Origin of the sequence: Mesorhizobium sp. M1A.F.Ca.IN.022.07.1.1, from assembly GCF_003997575.1 — a bacterium.
In the GTDB taxonomy this organism is placed as follows: Bacteria; Pseudomonadota; Alphaproteobacteria; order Rhizobiales; family Rhizobiaceae; genus Mesorhizobium.
The window spans coordinates 1-18929 of record NZ_RZST01000079.1 but is presented as its reverse complement, the minus strand read 5'-3'; the positions used below and the strand labels follow the sequence as shown (position 1 = coordinate 18929).

The 18929-nt window shown below is 63.0% G+C and carries 23 protein-coding genes and 1 pseudogene; 15 read left to right on the top strand and 9 right to left on the bottom strand.

What is annotated here, in order from left to right; all coding sequences use genetic code 11:
* Positions 1 to 1236: indolepyruvate oxidoreductase subunit beta family protein (locus EOA75_RS11890; protein ID WP_127324313.1), on the top strand; the 1236-nt coding region annotated here is incomplete at its 5' end.
* A 703-nt stretch (positions 1237 to 1939) separates the two neighbouring features.
* Here the strand turns inward: EOA75_RS11890 and EOA75_RS11880 are convergent.
* The 9 genes from EOA75_RS11880 to EOA75_RS11840 all read right to left on the bottom strand — a co-directional run bounded on the left by EOA75_RS11880 (position 1940) and on the right by EOA75_RS11840 (position 9357).
* On the bottom strand, positions 1940 to 3175 hold the full coding sequence (locus tag EOA75_RS11880; protein WP_127324311.1) for a DUF1501 domain-containing protein: 1236 nt from the start codon (positions 3173 to 3175) through the stop codon (positions 1940 to 1942).
* A 16-nt stretch (positions 3176 to 3191) separates the two neighbouring features.
* Positions 3192 to 4643, bottom strand: coding sequence for a DUF1800 family protein (locus tag EOA75_RS11875; protein WP_127324310.1), 1452 nt, complete (start codon positions 4641 to 4643; stop codon positions 3192 to 3194).
* A gap of 101 nt (positions 4644 to 4744) precedes the next feature.
* Positions 4745 to 5029, bottom strand: a complete 285-nt coding sequence (locus EOA75_RS11870) for a hypothetical protein (protein ID WP_067003691.1) — start codon at positions 5027 to 5029, stop codon at positions 4745 to 4747.
* Positions 5030 to 5138: 109 nt separating this feature from the next.
* Positions 5139 to 5585 carry a periplasmic heavy metal sensor gene (locus EOA75_RS11865; RefSeq protein WP_095824256.1) on the bottom strand — a complete coding sequence of 149 codons (447 nt, stop codon included), beginning with the start codon at positions 5583 to 5585 and terminating at the stop codon, positions 5139 to 5141.
* Positions 5582 to 6031, bottom strand: a complete 450-nt coding sequence (locus EOA75_RS11860) for a hypothetical protein (RefSeq protein WP_095824255.1) — start codon at positions 6029 to 6031, stop codon at positions 5582 to 5584. Before EOA75_RS11860 ends, EOA75_RS11865 begins: the two co-directional genes overlap by 4 nt.
* Before the next feature lie 59 nt (positions 6032 to 6090).
* Entirely contained in the window at positions 6091 to 6624 is a 534-nt protein-coding gene (locus tag EOA75_RS11855; RefSeq protein WP_067324453.1) for an RNA polymerase sigma factor, read from the bottom strand.
* 45 nt (positions 6625 to 6669) lie between these two features.
* Positions 6670 to 7095 (bottom strand): acid-shock protein, encoded by a 426-nt coding sequence (locus EOA75_RS11850; protein WP_127324309.1) that lies wholly within the window; start codon positions 7093 to 7095, stop codon positions 6670 to 6672.
* A gap of 155 nt (positions 7096 to 7250) precedes the next feature.
* Entirely contained in the window at positions 7251 to 7439 is a 189-nt protein-coding gene (locus EOA75_RS11845) for a DUF2158 domain-containing protein (protein WP_067324751.1), read from the bottom strand.
* A gap of 172 nt (positions 7440 to 7611) precedes the next feature.
* Entirely contained in the window at positions 7612 to 9357 is a 1746-nt protein-coding gene (locus EOA75_RS11840; protein ID WP_067324753.1) for an adenylate/guanylate cyclase domain-containing protein, read from the bottom strand.
* A 644-nt stretch (positions 9358 to 10001) separates the two neighbouring features.
* On the opposite strand from EOA75_RS11840, the gene EOA75_RS11835 reads away from it, so the two are divergent.
* The 14 genes and pseudogenes from EOA75_RS11835 to EOA75_RS11775 all read left to right on the top strand — a co-directional run.
* Positions 10002 to 11180 carry a site-specific integrase gene (locus tag EOA75_RS11835; RefSeq protein ID WP_127324308.1) on the top strand — a complete coding sequence of 393 codons (1179 nt, stop codon included), beginning with the start codon at positions 10002 to 10004 and terminating at the stop codon, positions 11178 to 11180.
* A 20-nt stretch (positions 11181 to 11200) separates the two neighbouring features.
* Positions 11201 to 12094, top strand: a complete 894-nt coding sequence (locus tag EOA75_RS11830; protein ID WP_127324307.1) for a hypothetical protein — start codon at positions 11201 to 11203, stop codon at positions 12092 to 12094.
* Positions 12095 to 12961 (top strand): hypothetical protein, encoded by an 867-nt coding sequence (locus EOA75_RS11825; RefSeq protein WP_127324306.1) that lies wholly within the window; start codon positions 12095 to 12097, stop codon positions 12959 to 12961. It begins immediately after the preceding gene.
* A 144-nt stretch (positions 12962 to 13105) separates the two neighbouring features.
* Positions 13106 to 13315 carry an AlpA family transcriptional regulator gene (locus EOA75_RS34985; protein ID WP_095782822.1) on the top strand — a complete coding sequence of 70 codons (210 nt, stop codon included), beginning with the start codon at positions 13106 to 13108 and terminating at the stop codon, positions 13313 to 13315.
* Positions 13305 to 13496: a hypothetical protein gene (locus EOA75_RS11815; RefSeq protein WP_127324305.1), complete on the top strand. Its 192-nt coding sequence runs from the start codon at positions 13305 to 13307 to the stop codon at positions 13494 to 13496. The genes EOA75_RS34985 and EOA75_RS11815 overlap by 11 nt, the downstream gene beginning before the upstream one ends.
* Before the next feature lie 104 nt (positions 13497 to 13600).
* Positions 13601 to 14374, top strand: coding sequence for a hypothetical protein (locus EOA75_RS11810; RefSeq protein ID WP_127324304.1), 774 nt, complete (start codon positions 13601 to 13603; stop codon positions 14372 to 14374).
* The gene (locus tag EOA75_RS11805) at positions 14371 to 14724 is read left to right on the top strand and encodes a hypothetical protein (RefSeq protein WP_127324303.1); all 354 of its coding nucleotides are present in this window, start codon (positions 14371 to 14373) and stop codon (positions 14722 to 14724) included. Before EOA75_RS11810 ends, EOA75_RS11805 begins: the two co-directional genes overlap by 4 nt.
* 1 nt (position 14725) lies before the next feature.
* Positions 14726 to 16300, top strand: a complete 1575-nt coding sequence (locus EOA75_RS11800) for a DEAD/DEAH box helicase family protein (RefSeq protein WP_127324302.1) — start codon at positions 14726 to 14728, stop codon at positions 16298 to 16300.
* Positions 16297 to 16671: a hypothetical protein gene (locus EOA75_RS11795; RefSeq protein ID WP_127324301.1), complete on the top strand. Its 375-nt coding sequence runs from the start codon at positions 16297 to 16299 to the stop codon at positions 16669 to 16671. Before EOA75_RS11800 ends, EOA75_RS11795 begins: the two co-directional genes overlap by 4 nt.
* Positions 16668 to 17582 carry a hypothetical protein gene (locus tag EOA75_RS11790; RefSeq protein WP_127324300.1) on the top strand — a complete coding sequence of 305 codons (915 nt, stop codon included), beginning with the start codon at positions 16668 to 16670 and terminating at the stop codon, positions 17580 to 17582. The genes EOA75_RS11795 and EOA75_RS11790 overlap by 4 nt, the downstream gene beginning before the upstream one ends.
* Positions 17579 to 18148, top strand: a complete 570-nt coding sequence (locus tag EOA75_RS11785) for a hypothetical protein (protein ID WP_127324299.1) — start codon at positions 17579 to 17581, stop codon at positions 18146 to 18148. The genes EOA75_RS11790 and EOA75_RS11785 overlap by 4 nt, the downstream gene beginning before the upstream one ends.
* Positions 18145 to 18288: a hypothetical protein gene (locus EOA75_RS33995; protein ID WP_164747356.1), complete on the top strand. Its 144-nt coding sequence runs from the start codon at positions 18145 to 18147 to the stop codon at positions 18286 to 18288. The genes EOA75_RS11785 and EOA75_RS33995 overlap by 4 nt, the downstream gene beginning before the upstream one ends.
* Positions 18288 to 18671, top strand: a complete 384-nt coding sequence (locus EOA75_RS11780) for a hypothetical protein (RefSeq protein ID WP_127324298.1) — start codon at positions 18288 to 18290, stop codon at positions 18669 to 18671. The genes EOA75_RS33995 and EOA75_RS11780 overlap by 1 nt, the downstream gene beginning before the upstream one ends.
* Positions 18664 to 18929, top strand: a pseudogene (locus EOA75_RS11775) (terminase small subunit protein); the annotation flags it as partial. The gene EOA75_RS11780 and the pseudogene EOA75_RS11775, both read left to right, overlap by 8 nt.

Genomic DNA, 18929 nt, shown 5'->3' with positions numbered 1-18929 from the left:
ACGCTGATCGCCTCCTCGCACCGCATCGCCGCCGTCTCGGAAAAGATCGAGCCGGGCGACGGCCGCGCCCCGTCCGAAAAGGTGCATGCGACGGCCGAGGCGGCCGCCAAGCGCTTCATCGCCTTCGACATGGAAAAGATCGCCGCCGAGCACGGCACGATGATCTCGGCCAGCCTGCTCGGCGCGCTGGCCGGTTCAGACGCGCTGCCCTTCCCGCGCGAAAACTACGAGCAGGCGATCGGCGCCGGTGACCGTGGCGTGAAGGCCAGCCTTGGCGCCTTCGGCGCCGCCTATGACCGGGCGCGCGGCATCGCGGTCGCGACAGCCGGGGATAACGCAACCGGGAAGCCTGCCGCTCCCGACACCACATCAACGGCGAAGGTCAGTGGTCCCGAAACCCTGCTGAAGGGCTGGCAGGATCTCGCCGCCCGTGTCGCGGCACTACCGAAACCGCTGCGCGACATGGCTGAACGCGGCCTGAAGAAGGTCGTCGATTACCAGGACGCCGCCTATGGCGGCGAATATCTCGACCGGCTGGACAAGGCCATCGCGCTGGACAATGCGGAGCGTGGCCATGCGCTGTCGGTCGCGGCCGCGAAACATCTGGCCAACGCCATGTGCTATGACGACATGATCCGCGTCGCCGACCTCAAGACGCGTTCGACCCGCGACAGGCGCGTGCGCAAGGAAGTCGGTGTCAGGGAAGGCTTGGTCCTGCAGATCACCGAATATTTCCATCCGCGCATCGAGGAATTCTGCGGCACGCTGCCGCTAGCAATCGGCAGTTACATCGAGAATCGCCCGAAGCTCGCCGCCTTCCTTGACCGACGCATCAACCGCGGCCGCCATATCCGCACCGACAGTTTCACCGGCTTCGCCATGCTCTGGTTCATCGGCGGCCTGCGCCGCTGGCGCCGCCGCCTGCTGCGCCACAAGGTCGAGGTCGAGCATCTGGAGCGCTGGTACGAACTGGCGCTTGCCCGTGCGCGCGAAAACTATGCGCTTGGGCTGGAGATCCTGAATTGCCGCCGCTTGATCAAGGGCTACAGCGACACCCACGCCCGTGCCCAGGCGAAATTCGACCGCGTGCTCTCGGCGCTTGCCATGCTCGAGGGCCGCGAAGACGCCGCCGACTGGATCCGCCGCCTGCGCGAAGCGGCGCTGAAAGACGAAAAGGGAGACATGCTCGACGGCGCGCTGAAGACCGTGGCGACGCTCGACGACGCCGCCCGATAACGAGCATGTGATCCATCCCATCCGACGGATTTCGACCCTGGCGTCCGTTTTACGGCGGTAGGGATGAATCACGGAGACGAACTTTATGCTCACCAAATATTTTCTACCGTTCGCATTGGCCGCCGGCACTTTGATGCTCTCCGCCGGGGCGCAGGCCATGCCGATGGCAAAGCCCAGCGCTGCGCCGCTGCCAGTCGAGACGGTCGGCTGGCGCTGCGGTCCTGGTTGGCACGTGAATCACTGGGGCAGATGCGTGCCGAACGGTCGCCGGTTCATCCGGCCCGTGCGCCACTGGCATCCGGGCTTCCGGTATCACCACCGCTGGCATCCCGGCTATTGGAGCTGGTGATCGCTGTCGGATCGCCATCGACGCCCGCGCCGGCAACGGCGCGGGCTTTTTCGACTTACACGAGGCAGTCATGTCGGTGGGCTTCCCGAAAGCGGTCCTAGACTAATTTGCTGAAGTCCCTCGGCTGCGTCATCCACGGGCGGAGCGGGAGCGAAGCGGACGCGGAGACCCGAGGATCCATGCCGTTACCTTTAATCGTAGAATCCAGCGGAGCAGAATTCTGCCTCGCAGCGACGCCTCAACTTCACAGAATGGATGCTAGGATCTGCATGCGTCGCTTCGCTTCCTTGCTCCGCCCGACAATGACGAATGACAGCAGACGCCGCACCTGTCACCGATGGGCAAAGTCGAGGCTCACGCCACCAAATCCCGCATCGGCTTCACCTCTCCTGAGTCCGGAAACACCTTGTCGCCGAGCACGGCGGCGGAGAGCCCGAACTGCTCGGCAAGCAACCCCTTCAACACCGCGCGCACATCGCTGGTCGGCGCGAGGTCGCGGCCTTGGTAGAGCTGAGCCGGCTTCAGCCCCGGCCAGTCGGCAATGACGCGGCCACCTTTGATCGCGCCGCCGGCGAGCAGCACTACCGTGCCGGTGCCGTGGTCCGTGCCGACGGTGCCGTTGACGCGGGCGGTGCGGCCGAATTCGGTGATGGCGACGATCGCGGTGTCCTTCCAGCGCTCGCCGAGCCCTTTCTCGAATTCCTCGAAGGCGCCATCGAGGCCGCCGAGCAGCTTGGCGAGCCGCCCGGTGGCGCCGCCCTCGTTGACATGCGTGTCCCAGCCGTCGAAGGCCAGCGCCGCAATGCGCGGCCCGTCGGCCGCCATCAGTTTCGCCGCGCCTTGCGCGGACTGGCGCATGCCGGCAGCGTTGGCGAGGCCGCCGCGGGGTTTCATCGTGCTGCCATCGAGCTGGTCGCTCATCGCCATGCGGTCGGCGTCGAGGCCCTTCTGCAGCACCGCTGCCAGCACCGGGTCGCGATGGTTGTAGAGGTCGAGCACACGCTCCGCCAGCGCATCGCTGGGCGTCGGCAGCGCCTGCGGTGCCCAGCCGAGCACGGGTGCTGCGCCACGGATCACCAGCGGCATCGATGGGCCCACCGCCAGCCCGCCGAGCTTGGCCACTCTTTCACCTGCCGGGAGGCTGGCTATCGCCCGATTCAGCCAACCGGTTGTGGCGTTGCCAGGGCCCGGCAGGCCGCTCTCCAGCACATCCTGGCCGTCGAAATGCGAGCGGTCGCGGTAGCCGGTCGCGGCCGCGTGCACCGCGGCCGCCTGACCTGCCTTGAACAGCCGCGCGAACACCGGCATCGCGGGATTGATCGCGAAGAAGCTGTCGAGCGGCAGCGCCGCATTGGCGCCGGAGAGCGACAGCGCGATGTCGCCATGCAGGCCGGCATAGTCGGGGTCACCGAGCGGGCCGATCGTCGACAGCCCATCCAGCGCGCCGCGCAATATGATGACGATCAGGCGCGGATCGCGATGGTCGGCGGCGCGGGCGAAGCGTGGCAGACAGGCCCAGGCAAACAGCGCGCCGCCTGTCGTCAGCACGGCGCGCCGAGATGGATTCGGCGTTTCACAAAGAAGACTCATGCCGCTTCTCCATTGTTCACCGGCGTTGGAATTCCGGCGCCATCAGCAGCAGCGCCAGGCCTTGCTGTTTGGACTCGGCGCGCGCGATCGCTTGGCGCGTCTCGGCCGAGGCGGAGGCGCCGATTACGGCGGAAAGCATGTCATCGGGATTGCCGATGTCGCTCGCCTGACGAGCCGCTTGCCAGGCGATGTCGAGGCGCGTCTTGAGGCCTTCGGCGGACGCCCAGCTATCCGTCCGGTCGGAAAAGCCGTTCGGCCCGGGCGGTTGCCAGAGCGGCTCGCCCAGCGCCCTTAGCCAGCGCAGCGTTCGTTGCGGCTCTTTCCCGGTGGTGGAGCCGATCGCCCGCCGGACCGCTACGGCATAGTCCAACGGCGAGCGCAATTTTGTCAGCGGCAGCGACCAGGCTTCAGGCAGATCGACCAGTGCAAGCGCGAGCGCGCGCAGGTCGCCGTCCGTCTTGGTGAAGATCTCGGCAAGGCGGTCGACTACAGCCGCCGGCGGATCGTCGGCAATGAAATGGCGGGCAAGCTTGGTAGCGATGTGGCGCGCGGTCGCCGGCTGGCGGGCGATGTCGTTGAGCGCGGCCTCGGCCTGGACCATGCCGCCGGCCGGGTAGGTCTTGCCGAGCAGCACCGCCTCGCCAGGCTGATGCGCATCGGGGTCGAACACAAATGTGCCGGGCTCTCCGAGGCGGCCCTTCCGCCCGGCCATCGTCCAGCCGGTGAGCGCTCCCGCGAAACTCGTGACATCCGCCTGGCTATAGCCGCCGTCGACGCCCAGTGTGTGCAATTCCAGGATCTCGCGGGCGAGGTTCTCGTTGAGGCCGCGGCCGCCCCTTTTTCCGGCGCGCGAATCCGGTCCGGCCGATTGTCGGTTGTCGAGGTAGAACAGCATCGCCGGGTGATGCTCGACGGCCAGCAGCATGTCGGCGAAGCGGCCGAGCACGAAGGGGCGGACAGCCTCGCGCTCGAAAGCGCCGGCGCAGGCCCGCACGAGTTGGCCCTTGGCGGTCGAGACGCAGAAATGGTTCGACCAGAAACCGACCAGTCTTTCGACAAAGCCCGGTGCGGCACCGAGCGCCTTGTCGAAACGGGCTTGCGCTTCATCCCGATAGATATCGGCCTCGACCGGCGGCACGCCTGACTTGCGTTTTGCCTCGGCTGAGCCGTCCGAAGTGTCTGCCGCAGGCTGCATGGCGGGCGCTGGCTTCTCCCGCGCTGCCTTGCGCTCCGCGGCGGCAGCCATGCTGGCCTGGATCGCGGCGGTGCTGTCCAACAAGCCGGCATTTTTTGAATCGTCGGCCGAGACAAGCGCGACATCCAACAGCTCGAGCTCGGCCTTCAGATAACCGCTCGCATCGGCCGCAATCTTGCCGAGATCGTCACCAGGTTTCGCGCCAAGCCCGAAGCGGTTGAGCGCGACCAAGGCTGGATCGGGCGGAACGGCATTTGGAACGGATAGAGCCAACAGAGCCTCCGTCGGGGACCGACGCAGGTCGCGTCGGCGGCAATATCCACGGTCGAAAGGCCTTATGACGCCGGAGTCGGCATGATGAGGCCGGCAGGGGCTTACCAGCGGCGCCAGTAACGATCGCCGTGCCACGGACGCCAGGCCGGGCCGATATAGACGCTTGGGCCACCCCAGTAGTAATAGCCCGGATAGATCACGCGGCGGTTGGGCACGCAGCGACCCCACCGGTTGGGGTGCCAGCCGGGGCCGCAGCCCCAGGCCACATGCTCGACAATCGCAGGCGCCGCAGGCGCCGCAAGCGGCATTGCCGAGGCTGCACTTGCCGCGGCAGTCCCGCCGATGGCAAGCGCAGCCGCAACAGAATATTTCGTCAGACCATTCATGGGATACTCCGAAGTTTCTCGAGGTTGAACCGGCCACGTCGCGTTCGCGTGGCGGCAGGCGTGTCCCTCTTTTTCTTTGAACGGAGACGGCCGGCGCTTTCCGTCGCTCTTATGGCGTATTTTTTGCCGGGGTCGGCCGCTGCCTACCGACATGACGCAATAGGGCGTCGGCCAGCAGCTTACGGTCATCTAGCGGGCTCGACGCGGCGAATTCGACGATGCGCTGTTCCAGCCGGCTGCGGATGGTGGCGTCGGCATTGCGCGCCCGCTCCAGGGCTGCGGCCAGAGCGTTGGCGTCGAGCGTCGGCTGCTGCAAGAGGTTGGCCGCCTCACGCCGCGCCTGCTGTCCGTCGAGGATGACTGCGCGCGACTCGCGCCGAACCTCGCGCAACGCCTGGCGGAATACCTTGCGGTCGCTGGCGGGAAGCTGACCGCCGGCCGATTCCAGCGAATAGCCGCCTCCGGAACGGCCGATCAGCCAGCCTGCACCGCCGGCGACGGCGCCGATCAGGAAGACGTTCAGCACCAGCGATGCCGCGAAAAGACGAGCGCTCATAGGTCCTCCGTGTCGGCGTCGGGACCGGCATCGCCGAACGACGTTGCGTTGGCATCCATCACATAATGGTCGGACGTGGCATCTGGCGTGACAACGGTGACCAGCGCCAGCCCGACCACGGCGCCGGCAAGGCCGACGCCGGCAAGTCCAAAGCCCAGCCACCAAAACCGGCGGCGCCGCCCCTGGCTGAGCTGCGTGGTGGCCCGTGCGACAATCTCGCCATGCAGCGTCCGGCTTGGGGCCTCGACGTGATGACGGTCGAGAATGGCATCGAGCCTGCCGGCGGTCGCTAAGATGGCGCGACCCTCCTCGCTCTCCGCAAACAGCGTGGCGGCAGCCTGGTCGGCCCGCGGCCAGCGATGCAGGGCGCTGCCATAGGCGTCCGCAAGTGCAGCGAAGCGTTGGGCACTCATCGGCCCGTCAGCGGCCTTTCTTTCGTCAGCCATCTCGTTTCCCCTTCCACGGGTTTGACGTGGCCACCTAAGTCCCAACCGCCGCCAGCTGCTCAGTCATCGCCATCTCCGATGAGCATGGCTTGCAGCGAGCGTCGACCCCGCGCGAGCAGGCTTTCCAGCGCATCGACGCTGACCTGCATGGCGCCGGCGGCCTCGATGTTGGACATCTCCTGATAATAGACGAGCACGATCGCCTCGCGCTGGCGCGGCGCGATGCGCAGCAGCGCCTGCTGGACGCGCCGGCCTTCGTCTCCGGCGTCGGGAAGCGGTGCCTCATCCGCCGCCTCCGGCAGTTCGTCCGTCACCCATTCGCGGCGCCGCCGCAGCCGGTCGTAGCAGAGGTTGAGCGCCACCCGGTGGACCCAGGTGTCGAAACGCGCATGACCCTGGCGCCAGCCCGAGGCATGACGCCAGATGCGCACGAAGGTCTCCTGGGCGACGTCCTCGGCCTCGGCGGCATCGCCGAGCATGCGGGTGGCGAGCGAAAGCAGGCGCGGCAGCTTGCGCGCCACCATCGCCTGCACGGCGGCTTGATCGCCGGCACCGATGCGCCGTACCAGTTCCTCGTCCGGATCGGCGCCCATCAATCGGGGCGCTCCCAATGGCCATCGTGCTGCATAACCTCTCGGTCATTGCTCCTGATTGGGAGCGGTTTTGTGGCCCGGCCGTTCCTCGGCGCTCATAACGCCGTCGCCGTTCTTGTCGAGCCTGGCGAAGCGCTTGGCCAAGAAGGCGTCGAGCTCGGATTTGTCGACGAAGCCGTCCTTGTTGGCGTCCATCCGCGCGAAGGATTTGGCCGGATCGCCCTTGGCCTTGCGCTGGGTCTGGAACGCCGTCCACTCGGCGAGGCTGACCTTGCCGTCGCCGTCGGTGTCCGCCCGCATGAAAGTCTTTTCCCGGCGCGCCTCGAACTTTTCCAGGGTAATGCCGGGCCTGGCGGAGGCGGATGCGATTGGCGCCGGCTGCGCCGGCGCGGTGGCATGCGTCGCTGTCTGGGCGGCCGCGGCGGCGGCCTGCAGGCCAAGGGCAACGACAAATATCGAACGGCGGATCATGCTCTCGTCTCCGGTTGCGCATGGCCATTGGCGGCCACGCTTCAGCCGTTAAACGCGGCAACAGGGAAAATCCGTCGGTCGTTTCTGACGAGACAATTAGCAAGAGTCCGGCAAGAAGCCGGGCCGGAGCCGATCGGGAACGAGGGTGAGCGAAACTATTTCCGTTCGTCGACCACCATCAGCTGATCCGGCTTGAAGCCGGCATGTTGCGGGGTCCAGACGTCGCCGTCACGGTTGAACCAGTGGCACAGATACGTGCCCGAGGCAGCGCCATCACTCACCGTCATCTCCGGGCCTCCGGATTTTAGCCTGACGATGTCACCGGTCTTGAAAGTGTTGGGCATTTTGGCCTCCTTGCTAGAGACCGGGAGTTTCCCACCAACAGCGATTCTCGACAATGCCCGAGATTCGCTGCAAAGCCCGGAAGAGCGTGCGTTCCGCTTTCAGCCTCTGGGTAAAGGAGGTCGCCTGGCCGCACGCGGCGCGCAGGAGAGGGCATCGTCGCAGCCGCGGCGATCACTCCGGCACGCCGGCGATGCCCAGCGCCTCGACGTAGCGCTCGGCGAACACCTTGTCCAGCCACGGGTTGATCTGTCTCTGCAGGGTGAGCGTGAAGGTCGGGAACGCCTCCATCAGGCGGCGCGCCGCGGCCTGCGCCTCGTCCAGCCGGTTGAGCTTGACCAGCGCCATGATCACCACGCGGTGCGAGGAGCCGTAGTTCGGCATCTCGTGCAGCGCGCGTTCTCCCCATGCCAGCGCTTCCTCGTAGCGCTCGAGCATCAGATAGCTCATCCCGATGCCGGAGAGCGCGATGCCTTTCTCGGGGTCGACCGGACTCAGCCGCATCGCCCTGTGAAAGTGCTCGATCGCCACGAGCGGGCGGCTGGAATGCGCGTTCACCCAGCCGCTGCCGGTATGGCCCTGCGCCGAATTGGGGTTGAGCAGCAGGGACCGTTCGATCGTGCCCAGCGCCATCTCGTATTCCTTCGCGCTGTAGGCGATCACCTGCGCCGCGAAGCGCAGGCTCGTGGGGTCGTCGCGCGCTTCCGCCAGCACCTCGCGCGCCATACGCGCGGCGACTCGCACATCGTCGGGTTCGTGCCAGCACTGGCTCACAGATAAGCTGCGGATATAGGCGCCGAGTGCCTTCGCCAAGGTGAAGCCCGGGTCGATGCTAAGCGCCTCGTTGGTGAGTCGGCGTACATCGGCAAAGCCTTCGCGCGTCATGCTGTAGAAGCGCGGCAGTGCGCGAAGATAGAGGTCGTAGGCGCTGATGTAGTCGGTCGGCTTCATGCGCGCCTGCTTGATCTCCTCCAGCCGGATGCTCGGCTCGACAGCACCGACGACGCTCTCGGTCACCTTGTCCTGCAAGTCGAAGATGTCGCTCACGTCGCCTTCGAAGCGGCCGGTCCAGACATGGTGACCGCTGATCGCGTCTACCAACTGCCCGCTGATGCGCACGCGCGATCCGGCTCTGCGGATGCTGCCTTCGAGCACGTAGCGGACGCCCAGCTCGCGCCCGACCTGGCGCAGGTCGACCGCCCGGCCCTTGTAGGTGAAGGACGAGTTGCGGGCGATCACGAAGAAGGAGTTCACCCGGCTCAATCCCGTGATGATGTCCTCCACCAGCCCGTCGGCGAAGTATTCCTGGTCAGGGTCGCCGCTCATGTTGGTGAAAGGCAGAACCGCGATCGAGGGCTTCTCGGGCAGGGGAGGCGGTGCAGCCACCGAGGCGCTGGCGTCGGTCTCGACGCGGTAGGCGCGCACGGGACGCTCGATGTTCTTGAGGCGCAGGTTGCCGAGCGGCGTGAAGCCGCAGTCGAGCTTGCCCTGGAGGTGGTCGTAGGCGGTGCCCGAGACGACCACGGTCCCGGGATCGGCGGCGCTTTCGAGGCGGGCGGCGATGTTGACCCCGTCGCCGTAGAGGTCGCCGTCCTCCTCGCAGACCACGTCGCCGAGATTGACGCCGATGCGCAAGCGAATCCGCTCTTCCTCCGGCGTTTCCGCCTCGTGTTCCGCCACAGCCTGCTGGATCGCCACCGCCGATGTCACCGCATTGACGACGCTCGCGAATTCGCAGAGCATGCCGTCGCCGGTGAGCTTGACGATGCGTCCCTGGTTCTCGGATACCAGCGGCTCGAGGAGGTCCTTGCGGTAGGCCTTCAGCCGCTCGAGCGTGCCGCGTTCGTCGCGCTCCGTCAGGCGCGAATAGCCAACCACGTCGCAAGCCAGGATCGCTGCGAGGTGGCGCTGCGTGCTCATTACACGGCTCAGCCAGGCGCCTGCACGCGGGCCGTCCCGCGTCCATGTCCTGCCGGCTTCCATGCGCCTCACCTGCACGCTATCCATCTTTCCCAATCTCCGCCCGTCGCTGGAACGGAGAGCAACTTGACCTTGCCCTCACGAGATTCCGCTATCCAGCTTGCGAAGCGTGGAGCGTTCAGTCGCGCTACAGTCAACCAACGACCCGCCCACGCAGCCTCTGGGGACGCTGACGCCACTTCCAGAAGGCCGGGGATGTTGGCTGGCTTGTGTAACCGGTTGACGCCACCGTGGCGGCGCTTTTGTATCGGCATCACACCGAACACTCACGCTTGGAGGTGCTGAGGTCGGCAAGCGGCGAAATGCTGCCGTACGACGCCGCAGCGTTTCGGCTTAGGGCGATCTTGGGTGGGTTTATGGGCGAACCCAAATCCACCCGACACGTATGGTATTGGAATTACACGCTTTTAGGAAACTGGTGCCGCTTGCGGGCGTATCAATCCAATATCGTCGCATTTCAGGTCGGCTCAACCCCTAGCAATCTCGTTGATTTTGCTAGGGGTTCTTGTTTCGTTCAAAGTCATATTCTATCATCCTGCATCATCCCATCTCGGGGGAAAAGGTGGATAGGCGGGTGGATTGAAATGGGGCGTGGTCTCAACCGGCTCAGCGCTGTAGCGGTCAAAACTGCAAAGGTCGGCAAGCATGCCGACGGCGGTGGCCTCTGGTTGCACAAGCGAGAGGATGGGGGCGGCCAATGGGTACTGCGGTACACTATCCACGGCCGGCGCCGGGAGATGGGTTTGGGCTCGTCGACCGATGTGTCGCTGAAGGAAGCTCGGGAAGGTGCCGAGCGCTGGCGCGGAGTTCTGCGAACTGGTGCCGATCCGATCAAAGAACGGGAACGCCTGAAGCGCGAAGCGGCGCGAAATCTGCACCTACTGAAGGACATCGCCGAAGACGCCTTCGAGGCGCGCAAGGCTGAGCTTAAGGGAGATGGCAAGGCAGGACGGTGGTTCACTCCGCTTGAGCAGCACATTTTGCCGAAGCTCGGTAAAGTGCCGGTTTCGGATCTGAACCAGCAAGACATCCGCGACGTCCTCAGTCCTATCTGGCACAAGAAAGCCGAAACCGCTCGCAAGGCAATCAACCGCTTGGCGATCTGCTTGAAGCATGCGGCAGCGCTCGGGTTGGAGGTGGACCTACAGGCGACCGAAAAGGCTCGGGCCTTGCTCGGAAAGCAGCGCCACAAGCCGCAGAACATCCCTGCGCTGCCGTGGCAGGAAGTGCCAGCGTTCTATGCGTCGATCGACGACGGGTCGGTCACGCACCTCGCGCTGCGGCTTTTGATCCTAACTGGCGTGCGGTCGGCACCGGTCCGCTTCATTCATGAGAGCCAGATACACGGGGACATCTGGACGATCCCGGCCGAAGCGATGAAGGGTCGACTGGACAAGACCGCCGCCTTTCGCGTGCCACTATCAAAAGAGGCACATCAAGTCGTGGCTGCTGCGCAGCGACACGCTCGGGGCGGCTACCTATTCCCAAGCGTCAGGAAGGGCGTGATCTCCGACATGACCATGAGCCGGTTGATGGAGCGAGCCCAGATGACGGCTCGTCCCCACGGCTTCAGGTCGAGCTTGCGCGACTGGCTCGCGGAAGCGACAGACACACCTCACGAAATCGCCGAAACCATGCTCGGCCACGTCGTCGGCGGCGCCGTGGAACGAGCTTATCGAAGAACAGACTTCCTGGAGCAGCGCCGGGTGCTCATGGAGAAATGGGCAAACCATGTTCTTGGCCGGGAAACCGACGATCTTTAAAGTGGTGCAGGGGTAGACCGATGTTTGCCAAGGAAGGGTTTACACCGCTGTCCATCTTAAGGGGTAGAGTCCCGCCGCGCGTCTCTGAAGCATTGTTGCGGGACGCGATCGACCTTCTATTTTACGCCGCTTGGGGCCGGGCTCGCAACTTCGATCTCCTGTTGCGTTTGTCGCCAGCGTCAGTCCATGAGAATGCATTTCTTAAGACCTTCTACGACAAGGCGTATGCTGTTTCCCCGCGCGGGGAGGTAATGCTTATCGACATGCGGTCGATAGTCGAGACTTTTAGACTCGGAGGGGTGCTGGCACACGACGTAGCGAAGAGAAGTGGCGACGTCCCCGAGGATCTGAAACAATCCTATCGGTTGTGCGGAGCGACCTTCAAGGAGATCGACGAGGTATTCCGTAGCTCCCGCACGGGCATAAACCACCCCACCAGCAAAGGGGTGTTTACCGACATTTTCAGCCAATTCAGACTTTGCACGAGCTTTCTCAACATGCCTGTCTTTTTCGAACGGGGAGGCATGACAATTTGCTTCGACGCATATGAATACGGCCGGTCCCTAGATCTCCCCAGCGCCGTGGGTGCGGCCGGCCTGGTAAAGATGCTGCGGCCATTTGAGGGGTGGTCGCTCTGCACTACTGATGAGTTCGTCAAAGAAGAATGGCCCGAAAGGCTAAAGAGCGCCGTCGCTGGTATCGAGATCGGCGAGGAGAATAAGAAGGTAGGCCGGCCGGCAGACAAGGTGATGGATACGGCCAAAGCCTATGCCGAATTGTACCCGGCCGGCCATGGCGAGGAAGCCTGGTTGAAGGTGCTCCGCAGGGTCAATGAAAAAACGGGCAGATCAGTCTCGGTAGACACGCTTAAGCGCGCAGTGACACTCAATGGAAATGGGAAAGGGATCGACTAGGTGTTTTCAGCTTTAGGTTATATTCCTTTCCGCGACTTGTTTCACAAATTTCAAATGACCGACCTGAACACCAACGTGTCCCGTGGTTCCACTGACATCTTCAGGTCTATACCTCCAGAAAGCGTGCCGAGGCTTCTACGCGAGGCCTCTCCTGCAGATTTGGTTGAGGGCTCGCTCTTAGAGTCGATCGCGCGAGACGCATATCTTTGTTCGCCGGCCGGTGCAGTTCTCAAATTTGATCTGCGGTCCGCGCTGGAGTATGTCGATTTCTGGGATTTTACAGTTTTCGACGTCATGAGAATGGAGGACGAGCATCCGAACTGTGAAGCGATGCCGGAGCACTTCTATCTGAAATATAACCTTATTCGATATCCATTCGACGATTTGACCCGGGATATGAATGGAGACAAGCAAGGGCCTTTGCATTTTCTCGAGACGAGCGGGCTAGAATTTCAGAATTCAAAGTTTGCGCTTTTTCACGACCGGGTCGGGTACACGATCTCTTTTGACGCATTCGACTTCATTCGGCGCGCCCACAACTTTATTGGCGACGCCGAATTTTTGCCCCTAAAGGACGTACTTGTTCCTTTTTGCGGCTGGTCCATTTGCGTGAAAGAGGACTACGCCAGGGAACAATGGCTGGCCGATTATCGCAAAGCCTTTGCTACGCGTGGCCACGCTTCGACGGAACCCAGCGCGGGACGTCCTGCCATCATCCGACGCAAGACCAAGGAGGCGTATGAAGCGCTGTTCCCTCAAGGGCACAAAGGTAAACCCTGGCTGGCGGTTCTGCGCCTCGTCAATCAACGCACTGGGTATTCCGCATCCGTCGATACCCTCAAGCGTGCAATTCGCGCATCCTACTAAGCAAAATGCCCATTAATTTGCTGCAGAATGGGTCGCAAAACTCCAAGCAAATTGGCTTTGCTGGTTTGCCTGTTCTGCGTACGTTCCCCTAGCCGGCCGCATCACTCATGCTCAGCCCATATCGCAATCGCGTAGGGCTATCTAATGAATATCAGCGACCCGCTGCTGACCGCAAAGGAGAGCGCCGCTTTCCTGCAGGTCAGCATCCCGACCTTCTGGCGACGCGTTGCCGATCGCACCGTACCGCCGCCTGTGAAAATTGGCGCCCTAAGCCGGTGGCCGCAGTCGGAAATCTCAGCCGTAATCGAAAAGGCGAAGGCCTCTCGGGACATGGGTGTCTCGAATGGGCAATGACATCACGGCCGACCAGGAAGCCGCCTTTAACGAGTGGCGGACCTTGGCAGCCCGCGCGGTTGAAACCAAGGATCTTTCGGACGCCATCGCCTCTGGCAAGGCGTTTGCCAGATTTCACTACCTCTTTGTTGAACGTGATGTGCGGCCGGATATCTCGGCGATCCGATCGAGGGGTGCGTAGTGATCAAGACCACGACGCTTCCGGCGGAAGAGAACGCCCGCCTTGCTCAATGCGAGCAGATCATTGAACGCGGGTTCACCGTGTTCTTCGAAGTCGGCCAGGCCTTGGCCGAAATCCGCGACGCCAAGCTGTACCGCGCCAGCCACGATACCTTCGAAGACTACTGCAAAGCGCGGTGGGACATCGGCCGATCGAGGGCCTACGAGCTGATCGACCAAGCCACGGTCGTGAAGGCGATTACCGATGCCGGCGTGAATTTGTCCGCCGTGGCGGACATTTCGAAACGTGACGTTCGGGAGCTCAAGAAAGACCTTCCCGCCGCCGCCAAGCAGATCAAGGACAAGATCAAAAAGGGCGCTGCGCCGACGGAGGCAACCGCCGCTGTCATCGCGCAGATGACCGCCAAGAAGGACCATCCAAAGGCGGACCGGAAGGCACAACAGGTGGAGTTCGATCGCCAGCGCGACGAAGCCCGCGCAAAGTTGCCTGATGCCATCCGGCAGAGCGAGGCGGCGAAAGAAGCAGCAATCGCGCAAAAGCTGCGCACTGTGCAGGATTTGACCGATGCCGAGCGCATCGCCGAGCTCGAGGAAACGGTACGCATCCTTGAAGGGGATATCGAAAAGCTGAAAGCCGAGAACGCCAAGTTCGGCGACATGAAGGTGCTTTTCGACCAGGGCGGTTTTGAAGCTGTCATCGCAGCGAAGGACGAGCAGATTCGCGTGCTCAATACACGGGTATCGTCCGAGAGCGCGGACAAAGCCAGTTGGGCGAAGTCGGCCGGATATTGGAAAGCTCAAGCTCAAAAGCTCGGCTACACCAGCCAGGACGATATCGTAATCCCGCTCGACGGCGCTGAGTTCGGAGGCGTTGCTTGAGCGACGTTCAAGAACTGCTGCTGCGAGTTCGCAGGCTCGGCGCCAATCTGATCGCCGACGACAAGGGCCTTCGCGTCATAAACGGCTCCAAGCTGCCGAAAGAGGCGCACGCCTACATCACCAAGCACAAGGTGACGATCGCCGCCTTCCTGTTTTCCGACGAGCACGCCGACCGCGAAGAGCGTGCCGCCATCATCGAACATGACGGTAAGGCGCCGCGCGAATGGGCAGAGCAGTTCGCGGATATCCTCGCCAAGCGCCGGCCGGCCGGTGTGTCGGATCTTGACTGGTCGTGGTTCCTGACCCGCTGCGGTCAGATCATCGACGAAGCACCGGCGAGGGCTGCATAGGATGCTGGCGCCGGCTTACTCCAACATCGTCCTTCGTCCGCACCAGGAAACGTCGGTTGAGACTGTACGGCAGAAGATGCGGGAAAAGCAGCGTCGTGTGATCCTGGTCGCGCCCACGGCCTTCGGCAAGACCGAATGCGCCGCTTGGATCATCCAGCAAAGCCTCGATAAGGGCGCGCGCGCCTGGTTCATCGTCGACCGTGTGACGCTCATCAACCAGACGAGCAAGCGCTTCTACAGCTACGGTATCGATCACGGCATCATTCAGGCCGAACATCCGCTGACCGATCCGACGAAGCAAATCCAGATCGCATCGGCGCAGACCATCGCCAAGCGCAGCTTCGACTACCTGCCGGATCTGATCGTTGTCGACGAAGCGCACTGCGAATATCAGGCGGTGCTCGATCTCATTGAGCGCGCCGGCCGCGCCTACGTCATCGGTCTGACCGCGACGCCGTTTACCGCCGGCATGGCCGACCATTGGGACGCGCTGATAAACGGCGCGACCGTCAACCAACTGCTCGCTCAGAAATGGCTGACGCCGCTCAGGATTAAAGCCTGCGTCACGCCGGACATGCAGGGCGCCAAAAAGAAATTCACCGGCGAGTACGAGGACGAGGAAGCCGGCCAGCGCGGCATCATCATCATCGGCGACGTGGTGCAGACATGGGTCGAGCAGACGCAAAAGCACTTCGGCCGCCCGGTGAAGACCATCGTCTTCTCACCATCAGTCAAGCACGGCGAAGAGCTTTGCCGTCAGTTCGCCGAGGCCGGTTTCAACTTCCAGCAGATTTCCTATCTCGACGGGTCCGACCGCGAACGGCAAGACAAGATCGACGAGTTCAGCAAGCCGGACAGCGCCATTCACGGCCTGGTTTCGTGCGCGGTGCTGACCAAGGGCTTTGACGTACCGGACGTGCTCTGCGGCATTTCCTGTCGCCCGTACCGCAAGTCTTTCAGCTCACATATTCAGGAGATGGGCCGCGTCATGCGCACGGCGCCTGGCAAAGAGTTCGGGCTCTGGCTCGACCATTCCGGCAATAGTATCGCATTCGCCGATGATACCGCCTGGCTCTACGAGTACGGCGTGGGCAGCTTGTCTGATGCCGAGAAGCGCGACAGCACCGTGCGCGAGCCGACAGAGAAGGTTCGGCGCGAGCACTTTTGCCACAACTGCGGCATGAAGCTTGAAGCCGGCGTTGACACCTGCGTCGGCTGCGGCGAGACGCGGCGCAAGCGCGGTGAAATCGAAATCGTTCATGGCGAACTGATTGACCTGGACATCACCACCCGCGCCACCTTCCAGCCGCGCAAAGGCCTGCGGGCCGATTGTCTCGACGATCCGCGCGCCATGTGGAACGCGGCGCTTGCCTACACTCTGGCCAACAGCTCCAAGGGCGAGGAAGCGGCCCGGAAATGGGCCTATGGCGTATGGCGTGGCATCTACCCCGGCAGCAAGCTCCCCTACGGCCTATTCGACGCGCCTTGCCATCAAAGCACGGTGAAGGCGTCCGAGTACCAGCTTATCGAGCGCGAAATCAGACGGTTCCGCAAGCAGCCGAGGCGCGCGGCATGAGCATCATCATCGACGGCGAGATTCTACCGCCACGCCGAAAGGCAAAACCAGGGGCTGCCACCGACGCGGTTATCAAAGGTCCAAAACCAACCTTTGATAACCGGGGGGACGCCCCTCCTAGTTCAGGCGCGGCCCGAGCACATCAGATCCTGAACATCCTGACGGCTGCCGGTCAGCCGCAATGGGGCAAGATCGGGCATCTGCCGCGAACGGGCGATATCGTGGATGCGCTCGGTCTGCCCCGAACAAAAACCGCCTTCGCATCGGTATCGCGCTCGCTTGCGCGCTTGGAACGTGCGGGCCGCATTGTGTCCTACGCGCCGGCAATGGCCACACGAGGCAACGGTTTCCATTGGGCGGTGAAGCCATGAGCATCGAGGGCGCCATTGAAAAAGCCTGCTCGGCAGTCGGGATCAACCCGCCGAAGCGGCGCGACTACGGCAAGTGGCTTCAGACCGACACGCTGTCGGGCAAGAACGGCAAAGGCGACGGCCGGGTCATCATCAACGATACGCATGTGACCGCACACAACTGGCAAACCGGCGAGAACGTCACGGTTGGCATCGGCGGCGACATCGAGAAGCGCGAACAGAAAAAGATCGCTGAACAGGTCCAGGCGGCAAAGCGCAAGCAGGCGGCGGACGCGGCGCGCGCGACCCGGATCGCCACCGACATGATGGCGACCGCCAAAACCAGTTGCCATCCGTATCTGATCATCAAGGGTTTCCGAGACGAGAAGGCTATGGTCATTGGCGCTGCTGATGTGCGTCGAATCGGCGGCGACTATCTCGTGCCGGGCGACGACTGCCAGGCAGCAGTGATCATTCCGGCTCGCGTCGGCGGCCAGGTCACATCCGCCCAATTGATCTGGGAAGACGGCACCAAGAAGTTTCTCTATGGCGGCTCGACTGCGGGTGCCATGCACCGTGTATCGAGCGGCGTCGACACATGGCTTTGCGAGGGCTACGCGACCGCGATCACCGTGCGCACCGCGCTGCATGGCATGAAGGTCAAGCCGACGGTGCTGTGCTGTTTCTCGGCCGCCAACGTCGCGGCGATCGCCGGCCGGATCGAGGGGCGAGCATTCATAGCGGCGGAGAACGACAAGCCGCTGGTCCAGTTCGGCGGCCTCGGCACAAGCGAGTATTACGCCCGGAAGACTTCCTTGCCCTACGGCAAGCCGGACATCGGGTCCGATTTCAACGACCTCTATCAGAAGGCCGGCATCTTCGTGGTGCAGCGCGCGCTGACCGCCATTATGGCGGGGAAAGGCGCCGCGTGAAGGAAGAGCTCGACAGCTCGAAGGCATCGTTCAAGCTCGACCTGATCGAGACCGCAAACGCGGATCCGATGCTGTCACCCTCCGATTTCAAGTTGCTTTCGGCCTATGTCGCTGTCCTGAAATGGCCTTCGTGCAAGACGTGGCTGGCCGCGTCGCTCGCCATGGCGATGACAGGCTTGAGCGAGCGGCAGTTCAGGATTAGCCGGGCGTGCTTGCTCGGCAAGAATGAAGCTGGGCGGGCGTATCTGGTGCCAGCCAGGTCCGCCGGTAAGATAGCAACCTATCGATTGGTCAACCCGTGGCGCGATGAAGCCCGCCAGCACATCGCCGCCATTACGGCCTATCACAAGGAAGTCGAGCGCCAGAAAAAAGCAAAAAAACGCGCTGGTCTGTCCCTGCAAAATCTGCCGGGACACAAGGCCGATTGTCCCTGCAAAATCTGCCGGTCTGTCCCTGCAAATTCTGCCGCCTATTCCCCCTCAGAGATTACCCCAAGAGAAGAAGAAGCCGGTGATGAGAAACCCGGCTCCAACGTCCTGCCATTCAACAAACGGAAAGCTTCATGACCACGACGATGATTTCCCTCGTCCAGGATGAGTTGGACGACGCCTACCATCTGGCGGTGTTCGATTGCGACGAAGCGCTGGCGCAGACCGTGCGCCGCGTCTTGAGGCGACATCCCGAGAACCCGTTGAGGCCTGCTTGATGGAGCAGCGCTCTCGCCCCCGCCAGCCGTTCTATGCCTACTCGCCTTTCAACAAGAGAGGCGGGAAGCTGCCGGCCGAAGTCATCCAGACGCGCAACCGCATTCTGGACATGTGGGCGGAAATGGCCAGCTACGACGTGATCGCGGAAAAGCTCGACATCTCGATCAGCACGGTGGTCGACTGCATCGCCCGGGCGAGAGAAAACAAAGACCCTCGCACCGAGCGGCCATTCAAGAACAAGAAGATCCAGCGCGCCGATCGCCGACGGCGCCAGATAAAGCAGCTCGCCGCCGACGGCTACGGCGCCAGCGAGATCGCCAAGCGGCTTACAGTTTCGAAGCGGCTGGTTCAGATCAGGTTGAAGGAAGGCACCAATGGCTAGACCTACGATCTATAGCGACGACATCGCCAACACCATCTGCGAACAGATCGCCGAGGGCAGAAGCCTGCGGTCGATTTGCCTCGATGAAGCCATGCCCGCGAAGTCGACAGTGTTTGCATGGCTTGCTGATTCCGGCCGCGACGATTTCCGGACCAAGTACGTGCATGCGCGCGAGGCTCAGGCTGACGTGCTGGTCGATGAGATGACCGACATCGCCGACGACGGCAGCAACGACTGGATGGAACAGAAGAACAGCGA

Coding starts and splice junctions, on each gene's coding strand:
- EOA75_RS11880 (WP_127324311.1), bottom strand. CDS start 3,175: ATGAGTCTTCTTTGTGAAACGCCGAATCCATCTCGGCGCGCCGTGCTG.
- EOA75_RS11870 (WP_067003691.1), bottom strand. CDS start 5,029: ATGAATGGTCTGACGAAATATTCTGTTGCGGCTGCGCTTGCCATCGGC.
- EOA75_RS11865 (WP_095824256.1), bottom strand. CDS start 5,585: ATGAGCGCTCGTCTTTTCGCGGCATCGCTGGTGCTGAACGTCTTCCTG.
- EOA75_RS11860 (WP_095824255.1), bottom strand. CDS start 6,031: ATGGCTGACGAAAGAAAGGCCGCTGACGGGCCGATGAGTGCCCAACGC.
- EOA75_RS11855 (WP_067324453.1), bottom strand. CDS start 6,624: ATGGGCGCCGATCCGGACGAGGAACTGGTACGGCGCATCGGTGCCGGC.
- EOA75_RS11850 (WP_127324309.1), bottom strand. CDS start 7,095: ATGATCCGCCGTTCGATATTTGTCGTTGCCCTTGGCCTGCAGGCCGCC.
- EOA75_RS11845 (WP_067324751.1), bottom strand. CDS start 7,439: ATGCCCAACACTTTCAAGACCGGTGACATCGTCAGGCTAAAATCCGGA.
- EOA75_RS11840 (WP_067324753.1), bottom strand. CDS start 9,357: ATGAGCACGCAGCGCCACCTCGCAGCGATCCTGGCTTGCGACGTGGTT.
- EOA75_RS11835 (WP_127324308.1), top strand. CDS start 10,002: ATGGGGCGTGGTCTCAACCGGCTCAGCGCTGTAGCGGTCAAAACTGCA.
- EOA75_RS11830 (WP_127324307.1), top strand. CDS start 11,201: ATGTTTGCCAAGGAAGGGTTTACACCGCTGTCCATCTTAAGGGGTAGA.
- EOA75_RS34985 (WP_095782822.1), top strand. CDS start 13,106: ATGAATATCAGCGACCCGCTGCTGACCGCAAAGGAGAGCGCCGCTTTC.
- EOA75_RS11815 (WP_127324305.1), top strand. CDS start 13,305: ATGGGCAATGACATCACGGCCGACCAGGAAGCCGCCTTTAACGAGTGG.
- EOA75_RS11800 (WP_127324302.1), top strand. CDS start 14,726: ATGCTGGCGCCGGCTTACTCCAACATCGTCCTTCGTCCGCACCAGGAA.
- EOA75_RS11795 (WP_127324301.1), top strand. CDS start 16,297: ATGAGCATCATCATCGACGGCGAGATTCTACCGCCACGCCGAAAGGCA.
- EOA75_RS11790 (WP_127324300.1), top strand. CDS start 16,668: ATGAGCATCGAGGGCGCCATTGAAAAAGCCTGCTCGGCAGTCGGGATC.
- EOA75_RS33995 (WP_164747356.1), top strand. CDS start 18,145: ATGACCACGACGATGATTTCCCTCGTCCAGGATGAGTTGGACGACGCC.
- EOA75_RS11780 (WP_127324298.1), top strand. CDS start 18,288: ATGGAGCAGCGCTCTCGCCCCCGCCAGCCGTTCTATGCCTACTCGCCT.